The organism is Bacillus sp. GB_SG_008 (assembly GCF_052038115.1).
GTDB classification, from domain to species: Bacteria; Bacillota; Bacilli; order Bacillales; family Bacillaceae_G; genus Bacillus_A; species Bacillus_A rhizoplanae.
In genome coordinates this window covers 193,417-207,423 of record NZ_JBPZSK010000006.1, presented here as the reverse complement: position 1 = coordinate 207,423, position 14,007 = coordinate 193,417, and the positions used below count along the sequence as shown (strand labels likewise).

The window sequence follows — 14,007 nt, the reverse complement described above, 5'->3', positions numbered from 1 at the left end:
TTTGAAGTGGGGGCTTAGAAAAAGCCCTGGTTGTCTAGCCTTAGTCTTTTATAGACTCCGTTCGTAGGTTGCATACCCAAGAATGATTCCCTAGTTCTTGGCTCTATGGTGGCTCTGTAACAGTTCTGATTGGGAAGGAACGGTCAACCACAAGCCTTCTTGTATAATAAGTTGCTAACACCTACAAACATTGGCGAAGGGAAACAAACTCTTAGGAGGGACAAAACATGCGTGTATTTGTCAAGAATTTACGAGGAGAACCACTTATGCCTTGTAGTCCTCGTAAGGCTCGGCTTCTTCTCAAACAAGGAAAAGCAAAGATTGTGGGATATACACCATTTACCATTCAGCTTCAATACGCTACTGGAGAAACGGTACAACATGTTACAGTCGGCGTTGACAGTGGTGCAAAGCATATCGGCATTGCGATTACCACTGAAGACAAAGTGTTAGCAAAAGGAACCATTGAGTTGCGTCAAGACGTCAAAGAAAACCTTACACTAAGAGCTACATTACGCAGAGGTAGAAGACAACGAAAAACAAGATATCGCAAAGCACGTTTTCTCAATCGGAAAAAGAAAGAGGGCTGGTTACCGCCATCGATTCAAAGCAGAGTGGATAACCAAATTCATTGGATTGAAACATTCCGCTCGTTATTACCATCTCCAAAAGTGATTGTCGAGGTAGGAAAATTCGATGCACAAAAGCTCAAAAATCCTGATATACAAGGAACAGAATATCAACAAGGGGATGCTTTTGGCTTTTGGAATACGAGATATTATGTATTCGCAAGAGACAATTACGCCTTTCAAATTTGTAAGAAAAAAGGTGGTATCTTGCATACGCATCATATCATCGAACGATGCAACGGCGGCTCTAATATGGCAGATAATCTTGTAACTGTACATGAGGAGTGTCATCAAAAATTTCATCAAGGGAAACTCAAACATAGTTTCAAGAAACCAAAACAATATAAAGAAACAGCTTTTATGAATATACTGCGTTTGCAAATCATGAAACGTTTAGATTGTGACATTACGTATGGCAGTTGCACAACACCGAAACGAAAAGAGTTAAGTTTAGCCAAAACACATATAAATGACGCTATTGCGATCACAAATCCAAAACGGTTACAAGAATATGACCAAAGTGGCGAATTTCGCATCAAACAATTTAGAAAGAAAAAGCGTTCTCTCCATGAAGCAACTGCGAGAAAAGGAAGAAAAACGAAAAATACAAGCGCAAAGCGAAATAAGAAAAATACATCACATGTAGATGGAATTCATTTAGGTGATAAGGTGAAAGGATTTGGGCAAATAGGATTCGTGACGGGGTTTACAGGGAAAATGGTGTACGTACAAGATATCGATGGACACTATATACAAAATCCGTCTAAATCTTATAAGCAGATAAAGATATTGGATATAGAATGTATCCACCATAATACCAACTGGTTGTTTTTACAAGTGAGTTAGGCTGTACCTAACCGAAATTCATTCCCATCTTACCGTTGGGCTACTACCTGTTACATGTTTGAAGATGGGGACTTCTTTCGGAAATAGGTTAAAGTTTTGTAAGGGAATAATCTCTTAACTGAAGAATCTTATTTAAGAGAATCTCAACAATGTAAATCAATATAAAATAGTAATAAGGAAGAAACAGGAAGGGTAGATGGAAAATGGGGAATTTTTCAATATTAAACATTGTTTCAATTATTCTTTTCTTCGCTTTAATACTGTTATTTTTTATTTCGCTTGGTGCATTTATACGTTCACGACTCGTCAATCAATCTAGTCAAAGAGCTTCTTTAGTTGAAATTGAGAAGAAATTAGATAGAGTTATTGAGATGTTGGAGGAAAAAGAGAAAAATTGACAACATGCTTAATAAAACAAGTAAGAAAATATATGAAATTAGAAAAGAACAAGTAATGTGGATAATGCTTATTACTTGTTCTTATATCGGTAATATAAATGCTGTCTGAATGTTTAATTTATAATAGTATTATATAATTCTAGAGCTTCTTTTACATTCAATCCATTTTTTACGATGCCATGAATAGATTGAATCATAGCAACTGGATGTTCAGATTGCCAAATATTCCGTCCCATATCTACACCGATTGCTCCTTCTTGCAGTGCGTTGTATGTAATTGTTAGCACTGCTTCTATTGTGTCTAATTTTGGTCCTCCAGCAATAACGACTGGGGCAGGACATGTACTTGTGATTTTCTCAAAGCCTTCACAGTAATACGTTTTAATAATATCAGCGCCCATTTCAACACATACGCGTGAAGCTAGTGCTAAAAAACGTGCTTCTCGTTTTTGAAGTTCTTTTGCTACTGCAGTAATTCCTAGTACGGGCAAACCGTAATTATGTGCTTCGGATACAACATTGGCAAGATTTGTTACAGTTTGAGTTTCATAATCAGATCCAACAAAGACAGATACACCAACCCCAGCTACGTTATGACGCAGTGCTTCTTTTATTGGAGTAACAATTGTTTCATTGGCAAGATCTTTCCCAACTACAGTGGCCCCACCTGACACACGAAGGACCATAGGAGTTTTACAATTTTCCGGTATACAAGAGCTAAGGACACCTCGAGTTAAAAAGAGGGAGTCTGTATATGGAAGTAAGCTTTTTACTGTTTCAAGAGGTTGTTCTAATCCATGAATTGGCCCTAAAAAGTAACCGTGATCAATTGCTAGCATAACTGCTTTTCCGTCAGGCAAAATAGTATTTAAGCGATTTTGAAATCCCCAAGTCATAGGATATCACTCCTTAATTACATTTTGGATTTTCTGTTTGTACAGTATCTTTTTCTTGCAAGTGAGGCGATTTAATAAAGAGCGCTTTAAAATTTTGAGAAGAACGATTGATGAGATAGTGGGATTCATGAGGACGAACTTGTAAGACATCGCCTTGTTTAATAGGAACTTTTACATGATTAATATAGAAATCTATTTCACCTTCTAATGCGTAGAAAATTTCTTCACAAGTTGTATGATAATGGTTTTGAAAATCTTGCCCTGGTTTAATGACAACAACACCTATATCAATATTAGGTCCCTTCACTAAATATTTTGGTCCATTATCACCGAAGCGATAAGAAAAATCTTCTTCATTTACTTTTAGCATGCTTTTCACTCCTTTATGTAACAATTTACAGAGCGCCAGGTGCAATCCACATATGAGAAGTAAATCCTTGATCAGCTAATTGTAGTTGCTGCTGATATACAATTTTCCAGTTTTGATATAATTCTTGATACTGTTGATGGTTTTCGATATTTGGTATATACGTTGTTTCCCATTTTACAAATTGTTCAGAAACGGCTTCCATTGAATGATAAATACCAGCACCAACTCCTGCAACTATTGCTGTTCCTAAAGCAGCAGCTTCTTTTACTACTGGAACTTTTACAGGAACACCTAATACATCAGCTACAATTTGACACCATAACTTTCCTTTTGAAGCCCCCCCAGCAAAAACTACTTCTCTTGGGAAATGTCCTGTTAATTCTTCAATTAATTTTAAATTTCCATATGTTACAAAAGCAGCACTTTCTTCAATTGATCGAAACAGTTCTTTCTTCCCGCATTGTTCAGAATCTAAGCTTAAATTTATAAAAGAGGGAGATGCATGGCGCCAAGAAATATAGTTCATGACATTAGAAAAAATCGGAATGATACCGTGTGATCCAACTGGGACATGCTTTGCTTGTTCCTCTAATAATTCGTAAGCATCGATACCTAGTTCTTTTGCTCTTTGTTTTTCTTCTTGACAGAAGGCGTCCCGAAACCAGCGCATAACAAGGCCGGGAAAAAAGGCAATTGTTTCGTATTGCCAAAGAGTAGGAAGAACGTGACAATTTACACGAATGCGAGCATTTGGATCTGGTACAGGATTGTTTACATTCACTTCTTGTTGCCAAAAACTTCCTCCGCAAATGAATGTTTGCCCGTTTTTGACAACTCCAGAACCGAGAGAAGCCATTTGCGCATCTCCACCTCCAGTAACAACAGGCGTTCCCTCGAATAATCCAGTTTCTGCTGCGCTTTGTTTTGTTACGTTTCCAATAAGAGTTCCGGCTTCATTTATTTGTGGTGAGAGCACAGAGGAAAGTTTGCATTGGGCCACTAATTCTGGAGCCCAATTTCTATTTTGTAAATTGAAAATTCCCGTTGTACATCCATTGGAAGGGTCAATTTGTAATACGCCGCACAGTTTATATAAAATCCAGTCATTTAACATGGTAATAGAATGTACCTTCTTATAAATCTCTGGTTGGTGTTCCGCAATCCATCGTAACCTTGGTAATGCACCTAGAGCGAACGTTTGCCCTGATACCGTATATAGATTATGCTCAATGTGAGGGTGTAGTTGTTTAAGTTGTGTAACTTCAGCAACAGCACGGTTATCAACATTTGCACACGCCCAAATTTCAGTACCATCTTTGTCATATAAAACAAATCCTTCGCGCATACTTGTTGCACTAATTCCTTGAATAGAAGAAGGAGGAATACCACTTGTTTGTAGTACATCTTTTGTACATTCTTGAATAAGTTTCCAGTTTTCCTTTACGTCAAAATCCATTGAACCTGGGTATCGTGGGTTTTCTATGTGAACCCATTCTCGTTGACTAACAGCAAGTTGATTACCTTGTAAATCAAATAAAACAGCTCGGATACTACCAGTTCCGGCATCATAAGCTAATAGAGCAGCCATTATATTCCACTCTCCTTTTCCAATAAAGAAAGGGCAGTTTCTTCATCGATAATCAATGTATGAATGTACCTGCCTTTCAATGCCCCGTAAATCGCATCAACTTTTTGTTTACCGCCAGCTACTCCAACGACGTGTTTCATATTCCGAAGTATAGAAAGAGGCGTACCGATAATTCGTTTATGATGAGATAAACTTAGGATGTCTCCATCGATGGTATAAAATTGTCCAAGAATATCACCAACACCATGTTGATTTCGAATATATGTCATTTCCCGAAGGGTCATTTTTTCTTCTTTTAAAATAGTCGCATCAGAAGATAAGCCGCCAATTCCAACAACAGCAGTATTTGCGAGCGATGCAACATGCAACATGTCTTTCACAGATGGTTCAGATAGTATGCTGTCTGCCATTTTTTGTGTAGAAGCTAAAAATGGAGAAGGGATAATATGGAGATTTCCATGTACTTGATTAAGGTAATTTTGTTTTTTAGGAAGATAGTAACTTACGCCGCCGGTTAACGTGACCATAGAAATATTCATAGTTACATCAAAATTAATATTGTCCAGCGTTTTTGAGATAGTTTCACCCCAGCCAATACCGAGTAAATCGCCGTGTTGTAAATGTGTTTCTAAATATTGCGCAGCTGCTTTACCTAATGAATCAGAAAGATTATCTTTCGGCGTTGGAATAATGAAAGCATCTATTAGTTGAAACGCTTTTACAAGCTCTCTTTCTATACTTAAACAATGTAAACCAGTGCCTTTAATATGAAATGTAACGATTCCTTCAGTCCGTGCTTTTTCTAATAAACGGACAACTTTGTTCCGGGATATATGTAGTAATGAGGCGATTTCTTGTTGGGTAAGGTGATCTTTGTAATAATACCAAGCAGCTTTTGTTAACAAATTTTCTTCAAAGTTCAGCTGTGTCATGCTTTTCATCCTTTCAACAAATGACCGATGTTTAAACATATGTAAGTATATTTTTATTTATACCGTCTGTAATAGGAGGTTTACTTGAGAAAAATAAGTTCTAGATATGAGGAAAAGGATATACAATGCTACAAAACAAGTAGAGCAAAAAATTAACGGTTGAAAAATTGTTTCCTGTTAAAGGTAGGTGAAAGAAGCTTGGAACAAGTTCCTTTATTGGAAGTTAAAAATGTAAAAAAAGCATTCTTACAGCAACCTGTGCTAAAAGGAATCAATTTAACAGTAAAGAAAGGGGATATTTTCGCATTAGTAGGTGGTAACGGGGCTGGAAAGTCAACGTTAATGAAGATATTGACAGGGTTGTACACTTATGATGAAGGAGAAATCAAAATAAAAGGGAGATCTGTTACATTTTCCAATCCATCTGAGGCTCATCGAAACGGTATTTATTTAGTTCCGCAAGAACCGCTTATTTTTCCTAATATGACTATTGAAGAAAATATTTTATTAGGCATGAGGCAAAGTAAAAGAGAGCTTCGGACGAAATTAGATGTACTCATGAGGCAACTTGGCTGGAATCTAAAGCTGGGTGAGCGTGCTTCATTGTTGTCTATTGCACAGCAGCAATTAGTAGAAATAGTTAGAGGATTAATAAGAGAGGCAGAGATTCTTATTTTAGATGAACCTACATCGACGTTAACAGAAAATGAAATTAAGAGTCTATTTGTTGTGATGAAAAATTTGAAAGAACAAGGAATTGGCATGATTTATATTACTCATAGGTTTCCAGAGATTTTTGCAATTGCGGATCAAGTAGCTATTTTACGAGACGGCGTAATTTCTAACCAAGGTAATGTAAATGAATTTACTTACGATATCCTATTACAGGGACTACTACCAGAAGATTATCAGCAAATTCAAAAGAGAGAGAGTTTATATAACGAGACAGCGTCGTTAAAGCAAGTATTACAAGTAAATCATTTATTTAGTCATAGATTTCGAGATATTTCATTAGAAGTAAAAGCAGGAGAGATTGTTGGAATTGCTGGTGTTGTGGGAGCGGGAAGAACGGAATTAGCTGAAGTATTATATGGTATTACATCTGCAACCGAAGGAAACGTTCTATTAGATGGGAATGAAATTACAACGTGGTCAACAAAAAAGAGAATTGATGCAGGAATTATATATGTACCTGAAGACCGAGCGAGGCATGGGATTTTTTCAATTGCTTCTGTACAACAAAATATGACCTCTGTTCTCTTATATCGTTTAAGTGCATTTTTTTTAAATCAAGAAAAAGAAAGCGCTTTAACGGATGGGTATATTAAAAATTTTCGAATTATGGTTCACGATACAAATCAAAGCATAGAGTCTTTATCGGGAGGAAATCAACAAAAAGTAGTGTTAGGGAAATATCTTGCTTGTCAGCCTAAGCTTATTATTTTAGATGAACCAACACGTGGTATAGATGCAAAAGCGAGATTCGAAATATATGAAACAATTAAAGAACTAAGAGAAAATGGTTTAGCGGTATTGTTAATTTCCTCAGATTTAGAAGAAATCATGAATTTAGCAAATCGTGTGTATGTAATGCGAAATGGTAATATCGTGTCACATTTAGAACAGGAAGACATTTCATTGGATCGTATTACACGTTCTGCTTATGGGGGAGAGGAGGTTTCAAATGGATGAAATATGTTACATATATATTGAAAATGCGTGAAACCTCTATTGTAGGGCTGTTATTTCTTTATATTATCTTTGTTAGTGTAATGAACAAAGATTTTCTTCAATTGGATTCTTTTTCGATTATTTTAAAATCAAGTCTTATTTTAATTGTTCTCGCAATTGGTCAATCATTCGTGTTATTCACTAAAAATATTGATGTCTCGGTAGGATCGATAATGGGTTTATGTGCTGCTTCGTGTGGAATGTTTTTGACCAGTGGAAATAATCCTTTTAGTGCAATTATAATTACATTTTTGCTCGGTGCGTTTATCGGAATTGTAAATGGCGTAGGTGTGACAAAGTTTCATGTTCCAGCAATTATTATGACACTAGGAATGCTAGGTATTATTCGAGGTTTGATGATTATATATACAGAAGGGAAATGGATCGAAGATATTCCAAATGACTATAAAAAATTGTCTTCCGTAACATGGTTAGAGATTCCGATAACAGTTTGGTTCATCGGACTATTATTAATAGCTGCTTATCTTTTCCTAACAAAGATGTCGTTCGGAAGATATTTTTATGCGGTAGGAGATAATAAAGAAGGTGCAAGACTGATTGGGATTCCGGTATCGTTTGTGCAAATTTTAGCCTTTATGATTTCGGGCATTACTGCTGCAATTGCTGGATGTCTATTTGTTATGAATATTGGGTTTGTACCGAATCAAACAGGAACAGGAATTGAACTGCAAGTAATCGCTGCTGCGGTGCTTGGGGGTATTAGTTTAAAAGGTGGTACGGGATCAGTTTTTGGTGCAGCTTTAGGAGCATTGTTTTTAGAGGTGATTAGTAGTTCATTAGTATACTTAAAAATCCCAGCCTTTTGGAACAACGCAATTTCAGGATTTTTATTATTACTTATTATTATTCTAGATAGTGTAGTACAGAAATGGAGGAAACAGAGGCAGAGGGAGGTGGAAATATGAAGTCTAATCACTGGCTCTTTTGCTGGGAGGGAGCACTCCTTCTTTTGTTATGTATGGAGTTTATCGTTTTTAGCTTATTAAATGCAGATTTTTTAAATATAGGGAATTTATTGTTTAGTATTAATGATTTTATTTTTATTACAATAGCCGCGATACCGATGACATTTGTCATTATGACGGGAGGAATCGATGTTTCAGTTGGGGCAGTTATGGGGCTTACATCTATTCTTATCGGTGTATTATGGATAAATGGGGCATCTATTGGTATTGCGGTAATAATTGCTCTTATTATAAGCGTATTAGCTGGTTTTTTAAACGGTGTTATTATTCAAATGACATCTGTTGAACCGCTAGTTATAACATTAGGAACAATGTTTTTATATTCGGGTATCGCTCTTGTAATTTCGGGTGGATCTAAAGCAACTGGATATGAAGGAATTAGCGGATTGCCAGATTCATATGTCCAGTTTGCAAATGGAATATTCTTAGGAATTCCTAATTTATTTTGGTTACTCCTTATTATGACTGTTTTATTCTCTATTCTGCTGCGCTATACAAGATATGGTCGATATGTAATTTTAATAGGCATGAATGAAAAAGCAGCTAAATATTCTGGAATTCAAACGAAGCGAGTTGTTATTTTAGCATATATGCTTTCTGGTCTAGGCGGTGGATTAGGTGGAATATTTCTAACGGCTTACTTTGGTTCAGCTCGAGCGGATTTAGGAAACGAAGCAATTTTACCAGTCATTACAGCAGTTGTATTAGGCGGTGCTCTTATTACTGGTGGAAAAGGAAGTATTGTAGGAACTGTTCTTGCAAGTATTGTTATTGGAATTATGCAATATGGGCTACAGATGACAGGATTAACAAATGAGCAATCCAATGTTGTAATCGGTATTATTTTAATTCTCTCTGTTATGGTACGCCATTCCAAGATAAGATACTTCTTTATCAAAAAAATTGTTTCACATAGGGAGGAAACAACATGAAAAAGAAGATAAGTGTATTCATCATTTTATTGGTGTTTGTTGTTTCTATGATGGCATGTACAAATACAAAATCAGATGGGAATAAATCAAAAGATGTGAAATTTGCCTTTATTCCTAAATTAACTGGAGTCGGTTTCTTTACATCGGGCGGAGAAGGCGCAAAAGAAATGGCGGATAAGCTCGGTGTAAATTTAAAATACGATGGACCTTCTGAGGCAAGTGTATCAGGGCAGGTAAAATATATTAATAACTTTATTAATCAAAACTATGATGCGATTATGGTTTCATCTACTTCTGTCGACGGTTTATCACAAGCTTTGCAACGTGCAAAGAAAAAGGGGATTACAGTATTAACATGGGATTCTGACGTTAATCCGAAAGATCGCTCTTTCTATATAAGTCAAGGAACACCAGAACAATTGGCCAATTTGCTTATTCAAATGACTGCTTCACAAATTGGTGATAAAGGAAAAGTAGCATTCTTCTATTCTAGTCCAACAGTAACAGATCAGAATCAATGGGTTACAAAAGCGAAAGCAATTATAAAAGAAAAATATCCGAATTGGGAAATTGTGACGACCCAGTATGGGGAAAACAATGCTCAAAAATCACTAGCAGTAGGTGAAAGCATTTTGAAAACATATCCAGATATTAATGCAGTCATTTGCCCTGATGCAACTGCATTACCAGCAATGGCACAAGCTGCAGAAAATTTAAAAGTGGATAAGAAAGTTGTTATTACTGGTTTTTCAACACCTAATGTCATGCGAGATTATGTGAAGCGTGGTACAGTTCAACAGTTTGGCTTGTGGGATGTAAAACAACAAGGTGCACTTGCAACCTATGTTGCAAATGAAATGGTTGTAAAGGGTAAAAAGTTAAAAGTTGGTGATAGCTTTGAAGTTCCTGGTATTGGAAAAGTGAAAGTGGAACCAAATTCGATTCAAGGATACGATTATGAAGCAGAAGGAAATGGAATTATTGTATTGCCAGAACGGGTTGTGTTTACAAAGGATAACATTGAAAAATATAATTTTTAATAGTGTGTTTTTAAAGAAAAATTAATTATAATGATGAATATTTTCAAGTGAAGAGCAACCTAATATGGTTGCTCTTTTTTATGAAATAAAAATGAAACTTTTTTGAAAATCGAGAGAATATAGAGTGAAAGCTTTGAGAAAGGAGCCCCGATGCGAGTGAAGTAGAATTACAAGAATGATTGCTGTCCAAAGGGAAAAATAGTTGTAGACTGAAAAAGGGGGCTAGATATAGAAACAAAAGGAGCAGATGCAGCCCCTTTTATTTCTTATCATAAGGCTCTGTTAAACTAAAATGTTGATAAGTGAATATGAACAATGACTGTCTAAATTTCACAGTCATTATTTTTTTAAATCCTTTCTAATTGTTTCTTTCCATTTATTGATGTTGTTTATTGCATTTTTTTCTCCACCATTATATAAATCTTCAATTGTCATTGACCATCTTCTATATATACGTTTTCTTTTGTGGTTTGGCAGTGGATTGGTTATTTTACCTACTTTTGAAACGAGTTCCCTATTTTTTCTAAGAATATAACCAGTATCCCAATTATTATCATAAGCTCCAGTGAATAAGTTTATCAAATGATTATATCCATCTTTAGTATAGTTAGATGGGTGTTGAATCATATAACAAGAAACAAGCCAAAAATGTAAATCATATAATTTAGAGTCGTTATGCTCCCAAACCAGTGGGAATTGAAACATCTCGTAACAGGAAAGTCCATCTATTTCATTTGCTCCACATTCAATACATTTACCAGATTCCATTATTGTATTATTGTCAACCATTGTCGTTAAATCCTCCACTGATATACTTGTTCTTTTTGGGTATGTGGTAATTTATCAATGTGCTTAAGTAGATTACTAAATGCTTTGCTCATTCTTGCTTCCTCCGCGAATGTTTGTTCTTATAACAAATATACTAAGGATTCGAGAATGTATTAAATATCAACACTATACTTTAACAGAGCCTATCATAAAAACGGACAATATTTTATCACCATTTTTACCTTTGATTGTCCCAAAAGTATGATTTTCATTTATTCTCTAGATTTTTATGTTTGCTCATGAGTTTCTCGGTATATTCAATCGATTTTCCTCTAGGAACAGAAAGGCATTTCCATTTCTCATTTTTAAGTAACTTCCCTACATATACAATTTGGCCAATATGATAGGAATAATGTGATATTTGCCTTTCAATAGCTTCAATTACAGAATGAGCCTCTCCGCGTATATGAATTGTCTTTTCTAAATCGTTTTCTTTCAAACTATTCAATGTTGTAAATAAAACTTTCCATCCTTGATTCCATGCCTCATATAAGGCTGCTTTAGAGGGAAATTCCCCAGTAAATTCATCATCACGGTTTCTAGTTGATTTTTCCCCATCTGTTGTTAAAAAATCAGTCCATCTAGAAAGCATGTTTCCCCACATGTGTTTGATGATAATGGCGATACTATTAGATTCTTCATTCGGATATATATGGAGTTCTTCATAACTTAATTGATCGATAGCATCTTCGCCTAACTTTTTCATAGAATGAAATGTTTTTAATACACAGCGTAAATACTCTTTTTCAATTCCCATTATAAACACCTACCTAAAAAATACTTTTATAAAGGATTCGATATTTACCTGTTGTAACCTTTTATTTGAACGTAGTGGAATATAAAGTTCTTAGCAGCCCTTTCTTTCATAAGGAAGGGTTGTTTCGTTATAAGTCGAATACAGTAATGTTGCAAGAGAGGAGTAATCATATGTTATTTCAACAAGGAGAGCTATCTATTCGATACATAACGGAAGATGATGTTCAAACATTATCAAACTGGTTATCAAATCCTGAAGTTTTACGTTTTTATGAAGGGCGAGACAAACCACAATCAGTAGAACAAGTTCGAGAGCGTTATATAAGTAGTTCTGAAGATAAAGAGAAAAAGTGTATTGTGGAATATAAAGACCGAGCTATTGGCTATGTACAAATATATCCTTTAGATGCAGAGTGGAAAGCGTTATATGGATATGGTAAGAAAGAGAATGTATGGGGGATGGACCAATTTATTGGAGAAACAGCATACTGGAACCGAGGAATTGGTACAGAGCTTGTGCAAGCTGTAATTACATATATCAGTAACAAATTAGGTGCAGTCGCAATTGCGATGGATCCAAGGGTAAGAAATGAACGAGCAATTCGTTGCTATGAAAAGTGTGGTTTTCAAAAAGTGAAATTGTTGAAAAAACATGAATTACATGAAGGAGTATTGGAAGATTGCTGGATGATGGAGTATAAAAATGAGGGGAGAGTTGGTTGATGAAACAAGCACTTATAGTAATTGATGTGCAAGAAGGAATGTATACAGCAGGTGTGCCTGTACATAATCGCTCTGGCTTATTGCAAAATTTACAGGAAGTAATTCAAAAATGTCGTACACATGATATACCTGTTATCTATGTACAACATAATGGAACTGAGGGTCATCCGCTAGAAAAAGGAACACCGGGTTGGCACATTCATTCTAAAATTACTCCGATGTCAAATGAGGTTGTAGCGGAAAAAGAAACACCTGATTCTTTTCATGAAACAAATCTTCGTGCAGTTTTGCAAGAAAAAGGAATTAAACATCTTTTCATTTGTGGACTGCAAACCGAATATTGTGTAGATACAACCGTTCGCCGTGCCTTTAGTGAAGGGTATAAAGTAACACTTATTCATGGTGCACATAGTACGTTTGATTCAGAGCAATTATGTGCAGAAGATATCATTCAGCACCACAATAAAGTGTTAGGCTGGTTTGCGAATATAGTAGATGTAAAAGATATAAAGTTAAATTAGAAACATAGTATGTAGAGAGAAATATTTCATAATCTAAGTGTATTTTGATGAAAGTTAAGCCACCATTTTTAGAGTGAATTGTGGATTTAAAACAAAGTTCAACCGTTTATATATGAGTGCAGTGACATAACTAGGAGGTTTCCACTATGACAGCTTTCTTTGAACCTATGGCGTTCCAGCTGAAAACCGAACGACTTGACCTGAGTATGTGGGAGGAATCCGATGCAGCCTGGTTGAGAAAACTAATTGGTGAACGTGGTGTGGACATGCCGACTCTTGACGCCGCCCGTAGCCGGATTATCGAGATGCGCAAGAGAGCAGTCGAAAATGGCATTTCCCTTCTCACTATTCGCCGCCGAGACGAAGGCGATTTCATCGGATACTGTGGCTTGATTATCGGTCGTTCCACACTTGAAGAGCCGGAGATCGCATATGAGCTGTTCCGCAGCGTTCACCGTAAAGGCTATGCGACTGAGGCAGCATCCGTGGTCCTGGACGCTGCGATTGCTACCGGGCGCAACAGGCTTTGGTCGACTGTAGGCGCTTGGAATGTTGCGTCCTTCCGAGTGCTAGAAAAGATAGGATTTGAGCGGCACCACAGCACGTGGGACGAGCGCGGTGAGATAGTTTGGAACGTACGCGATCTTTAGAGATTTCGACCTTTTCCGAAACTATGGAAAAGGAGAAAAGGTCATTACTTTAGGGGAGAATCCAGATACAGGTAAAAGGGCTGGTTTATAACCCAAATAGTGACAAACTATAACCAATACGAAGCATTTACTCCTGCTGAAGTAGTGACAAAAAAAGGTGGCTGGACAAAAATCTTATTGC

At 36.2% G+C, this 14,007-nt stretch carries 15 protein-coding genes; 9 read left to right on the top strand and 6 right to left on the bottom strand.

Going from position 1 to position 14,007, the window contains the following annotated elements; all coding sequences use genetic code 11:
- The first annotated feature begins 227 nt into the window (after positions 1–227).
- Positions 228–1,475 (top strand): RNA-guided endonuclease IscB, encoded by a 1,248-nt coding sequence (gene iscB / locus ACTDJC_RS16995; protein WP_440604144.1) that lies wholly within the window; start codon positions 228–230, stop codon positions 1,473–1,475.
- 203 nt (positions 1,476–1,678) lie between these two features.
- Positions 1,679–1,873 (top strand): DUF4083 family protein, encoded by a 195-nt coding sequence (locus ACTDJC_RS16990; protein ID WP_253629720.1) that lies wholly within the window; start codon positions 1,679–1,681, stop codon positions 1,871–1,873.
- Positions 1,874–1,986: 113 nt separating this feature from the next.
- On the opposite strand, the gene lsrF is transcribed toward ACTDJC_RS16990, so the two are convergent.
- Genes lsrF through ACTDJC_RS16970 form a run of 4 tightly spaced genes read right to left on the bottom strand, consistent with a single transcriptional unit; the run spans position 1,987 to position 5,659 of the window.
- On the bottom strand, positions 1,987–2,769 hold the full coding sequence (gene lsrF, locus ACTDJC_RS16985) for a 3-hydroxy-5-phosphonooxypentane-2,4-dione thiolase (protein ID WP_440604143.1): 783 nt from the start codon (positions 2,767–2,769) through the stop codon (positions 1,987–1,989).
- A gap of 13 nt (positions 2,770–2,782) precedes the next feature.
- Positions 2,783–3,139 carry a cupin domain-containing protein gene (locus tag ACTDJC_RS16980; protein WP_098307047.1) on the bottom strand — a complete coding sequence of 119 codons (357 nt, stop codon included), beginning with the start codon at positions 3,137–3,139 and terminating at the stop codon, positions 2,783–2,785.
- Between the two features lie 25 nt (positions 3,140–3,164).
- Positions 3,165–4,727, bottom strand: a complete 1,563-nt coding sequence (gene lsrK / locus ACTDJC_RS16975; protein WP_440604142.1) for an autoinducer-2 kinase — start codon at positions 4,725–4,727, stop codon at positions 3,165–3,167.
- Entirely contained in the window at positions 4,727–5,659 is a 933-nt protein-coding gene (locus tag ACTDJC_RS16970; protein WP_141524973.1) for a sugar-binding transcriptional regulator, read from the bottom strand. Before ACTDJC_RS16970 ends, lsrK begins: the two co-directional genes overlap by 1 nt.
- Before the next feature lie 198 nt (positions 5,660–5,857).
- Between ACTDJC_RS16970 and ACTDJC_RS16965 the strand changes: the two genes are divergently transcribed.
- From ACTDJC_RS16965 to lsrB, 4 genes are read left to right on the top strand one after another with little or no spacing between them, the layout of a single operon-like run.
- Positions 5,858–7,351, top strand: a complete 1,494-nt coding sequence (locus ACTDJC_RS16965) for a sugar ABC transporter ATP-binding protein (protein ID WP_440604141.1) — start codon at positions 5,858–5,860, stop codon at positions 7,349–7,351.
- Complete coding sequence (locus ACTDJC_RS16960) at positions 7,348–8,316, top strand: ABC transporter permease subunit (protein WP_440604140.1); 969 nt, start codon at positions 7,348–7,350, stop codon at positions 8,314–8,316. Before ACTDJC_RS16965 ends, ACTDJC_RS16960 begins: the two co-directional genes overlap by 4 nt.
- Positions 8,313–9,308 (top strand): ABC transporter permease, encoded by a 996-nt coding sequence (locus tag ACTDJC_RS16955; RefSeq protein ID WP_098307057.1) that lies wholly within the window; start codon positions 8,313–8,315, stop codon positions 9,306–9,308. The genes ACTDJC_RS16960 and ACTDJC_RS16955 overlap by 4 nt, the downstream gene beginning before the upstream one ends.
- 47 nt (positions 9,309–9,355) lie before the next feature.
- The gene (gene lsrB / locus ACTDJC_RS16950; protein WP_375337697.1) at positions 9,356–10,348 is read left to right on the top strand and encodes an autoinducer 2 ABC transporter substrate-binding protein LsrB; all 993 of its coding nucleotides are present in this window, start codon (positions 9,356–9,358) and stop codon (positions 10,346–10,348) included.
- A gap of 339 nt (positions 10,349–10,687) precedes the next feature.
- On the opposite strand, the gene ACTDJC_RS16945 is transcribed toward lsrB, so the two are convergent.
- Positions 10,688–11,137: a DUF5946 family protein gene (locus tag ACTDJC_RS16945; RefSeq protein ID WP_098307061.1), complete on the bottom strand. Its 450-nt coding sequence runs from the start codon at positions 11,135–11,137 to the stop codon at positions 10,688–10,690.
- Between the two features lie 247 nt (positions 11,138–11,384).
- Complete coding sequence (locus tag ACTDJC_RS16940) at positions 11,385–11,933, bottom strand: DUF1572 family protein (protein ID WP_440604139.1); 549 nt, start codon at positions 11,931–11,933, stop codon at positions 11,385–11,387.
- A gap of 170 nt (positions 11,934–12,103) precedes the next feature.
- On the opposite strand from ACTDJC_RS16940, the gene ACTDJC_RS16935 reads away from it, so the two are divergent.
- The 3 genes from ACTDJC_RS16935 (at position 12,104) to ACTDJC_RS16925 (ending at position 13,826) form a co-directional block, all read left to right on the top strand.
- Positions 12,104–12,655 (top strand): GNAT family N-acetyltransferase, encoded by a 552-nt coding sequence (locus ACTDJC_RS16935; protein WP_440604138.1) that lies wholly within the window; start codon positions 12,104–12,106, stop codon positions 12,653–12,655.
- Positions 12,655–13,176 (top strand): cysteine hydrolase family protein, encoded by a 522-nt coding sequence (locus ACTDJC_RS16930; protein ID WP_440604137.1) that lies wholly within the window; start codon positions 12,655–12,657, stop codon positions 13,174–13,176. Before ACTDJC_RS16935 ends, ACTDJC_RS16930 begins: the two co-directional genes overlap by 1 nt.
- 146 nt (positions 13,177–13,322) lie before the next feature.
- Positions 13,323–13,826 carry a GNAT family N-acetyltransferase gene (locus ACTDJC_RS16925; protein WP_098307069.1) on the top strand — a complete coding sequence of 168 codons (504 nt, stop codon included), beginning with the start codon at positions 13,323–13,325 and terminating at the stop codon, positions 13,824–13,826.
- The last annotated feature ends 181 nt before the right edge of the window (positions 13,827–14,007 follow it).

What these genes read in the sequence shown, in the direction of transcription:
- ACTDJC_RS16940 (WP_440604139.1), bottom strand. Translation starts at nt 11,933, where the DNA reads ATGGGAATTGAAAAAGAGTATTTACGCTGTGTATTAAAAACATTTCAT.
- ACTDJC_RS16960 (WP_440604140.1), top strand. Translation starts at nt 7,348, where the DNA reads ATGAAATATGTTACATATATATTGAAAATGCGTGAAACCTCTATTGTA.
- ACTDJC_RS16925 (WP_098307069.1), top strand. Translation starts at nt 13,323, where the DNA reads ATGACAGCTTTCTTTGAACCTATGGCGTTCCAGCTGAAAACCGAACGA.
- ACTDJC_RS16955 (WP_098307057.1), top strand. Translation starts at nt 8,313, where the DNA reads ATGAAGTCTAATCACTGGCTCTTTTGCTGGGAGGGAGCACTCCTTCTT.
- ACTDJC_RS16930 (WP_440604137.1), top strand. Translation starts at nt 12,655, where the DNA reads ATGAAACAAGCACTTATAGTAATTGATGTGCAAGAAGGAATGTATACA.
- ACTDJC_RS16970 (WP_141524973.1), bottom strand. Translation starts at nt 5,659, where the DNA reads ATGACACAGCTGAACTTTGAAGAAAATTTGTTAACAAAAGCTGCTTGG.
- iscB (WP_440604144.1), top strand. Translation starts at nt 228, where the DNA reads ATGCGTGTATTTGTCAAGAATTTACGAGGAGAACCACTTATGCCTTGT.
- ACTDJC_RS16935 (WP_440604138.1), top strand. Translation starts at nt 12,104, where the DNA reads ATGTTATTTCAACAAGGAGAGCTATCTATTCGATACATAACGGAAGAT.
- ACTDJC_RS16980 (WP_098307047.1), bottom strand. Translation starts at nt 3,139, where the DNA reads ATGCTAAAAGTAAATGAAGAAGATTTTTCTTATCGCTTCGGTGATAAT.
- ACTDJC_RS16945 (WP_098307061.1), bottom strand. Translation starts at nt 11,137, where the DNA reads ATGGTTGACAATAATACAATAATGGAATCTGGTAAATGTATTGAATGT.
- lsrK (WP_440604142.1), bottom strand. Translation starts at nt 4,727, where the DNA reads ATGGCTGCTCTATTAGCTTATGATGCCGGAACTGGTAGTATCCGAGCT.
- lsrB (WP_375337697.1), top strand. Translation starts at nt 9,356, where the DNA reads ATGATGGCATGTACAAATACAAAATCAGATGGGAATAAATCAAAAGAT.
- ACTDJC_RS16990 (WP_253629720.1), top strand. Translation starts at nt 1,679, where the DNA reads ATGGGGAATTTTTCAATATTAAACATTGTTTCAATTATTCTTTTCTTC.
- lsrF (WP_440604143.1), bottom strand. Translation starts at nt 2,769, where the DNA reads ATGACTTGGGGATTTCAAAATCGCTTAAATACTATTTTGCCTGACGGA.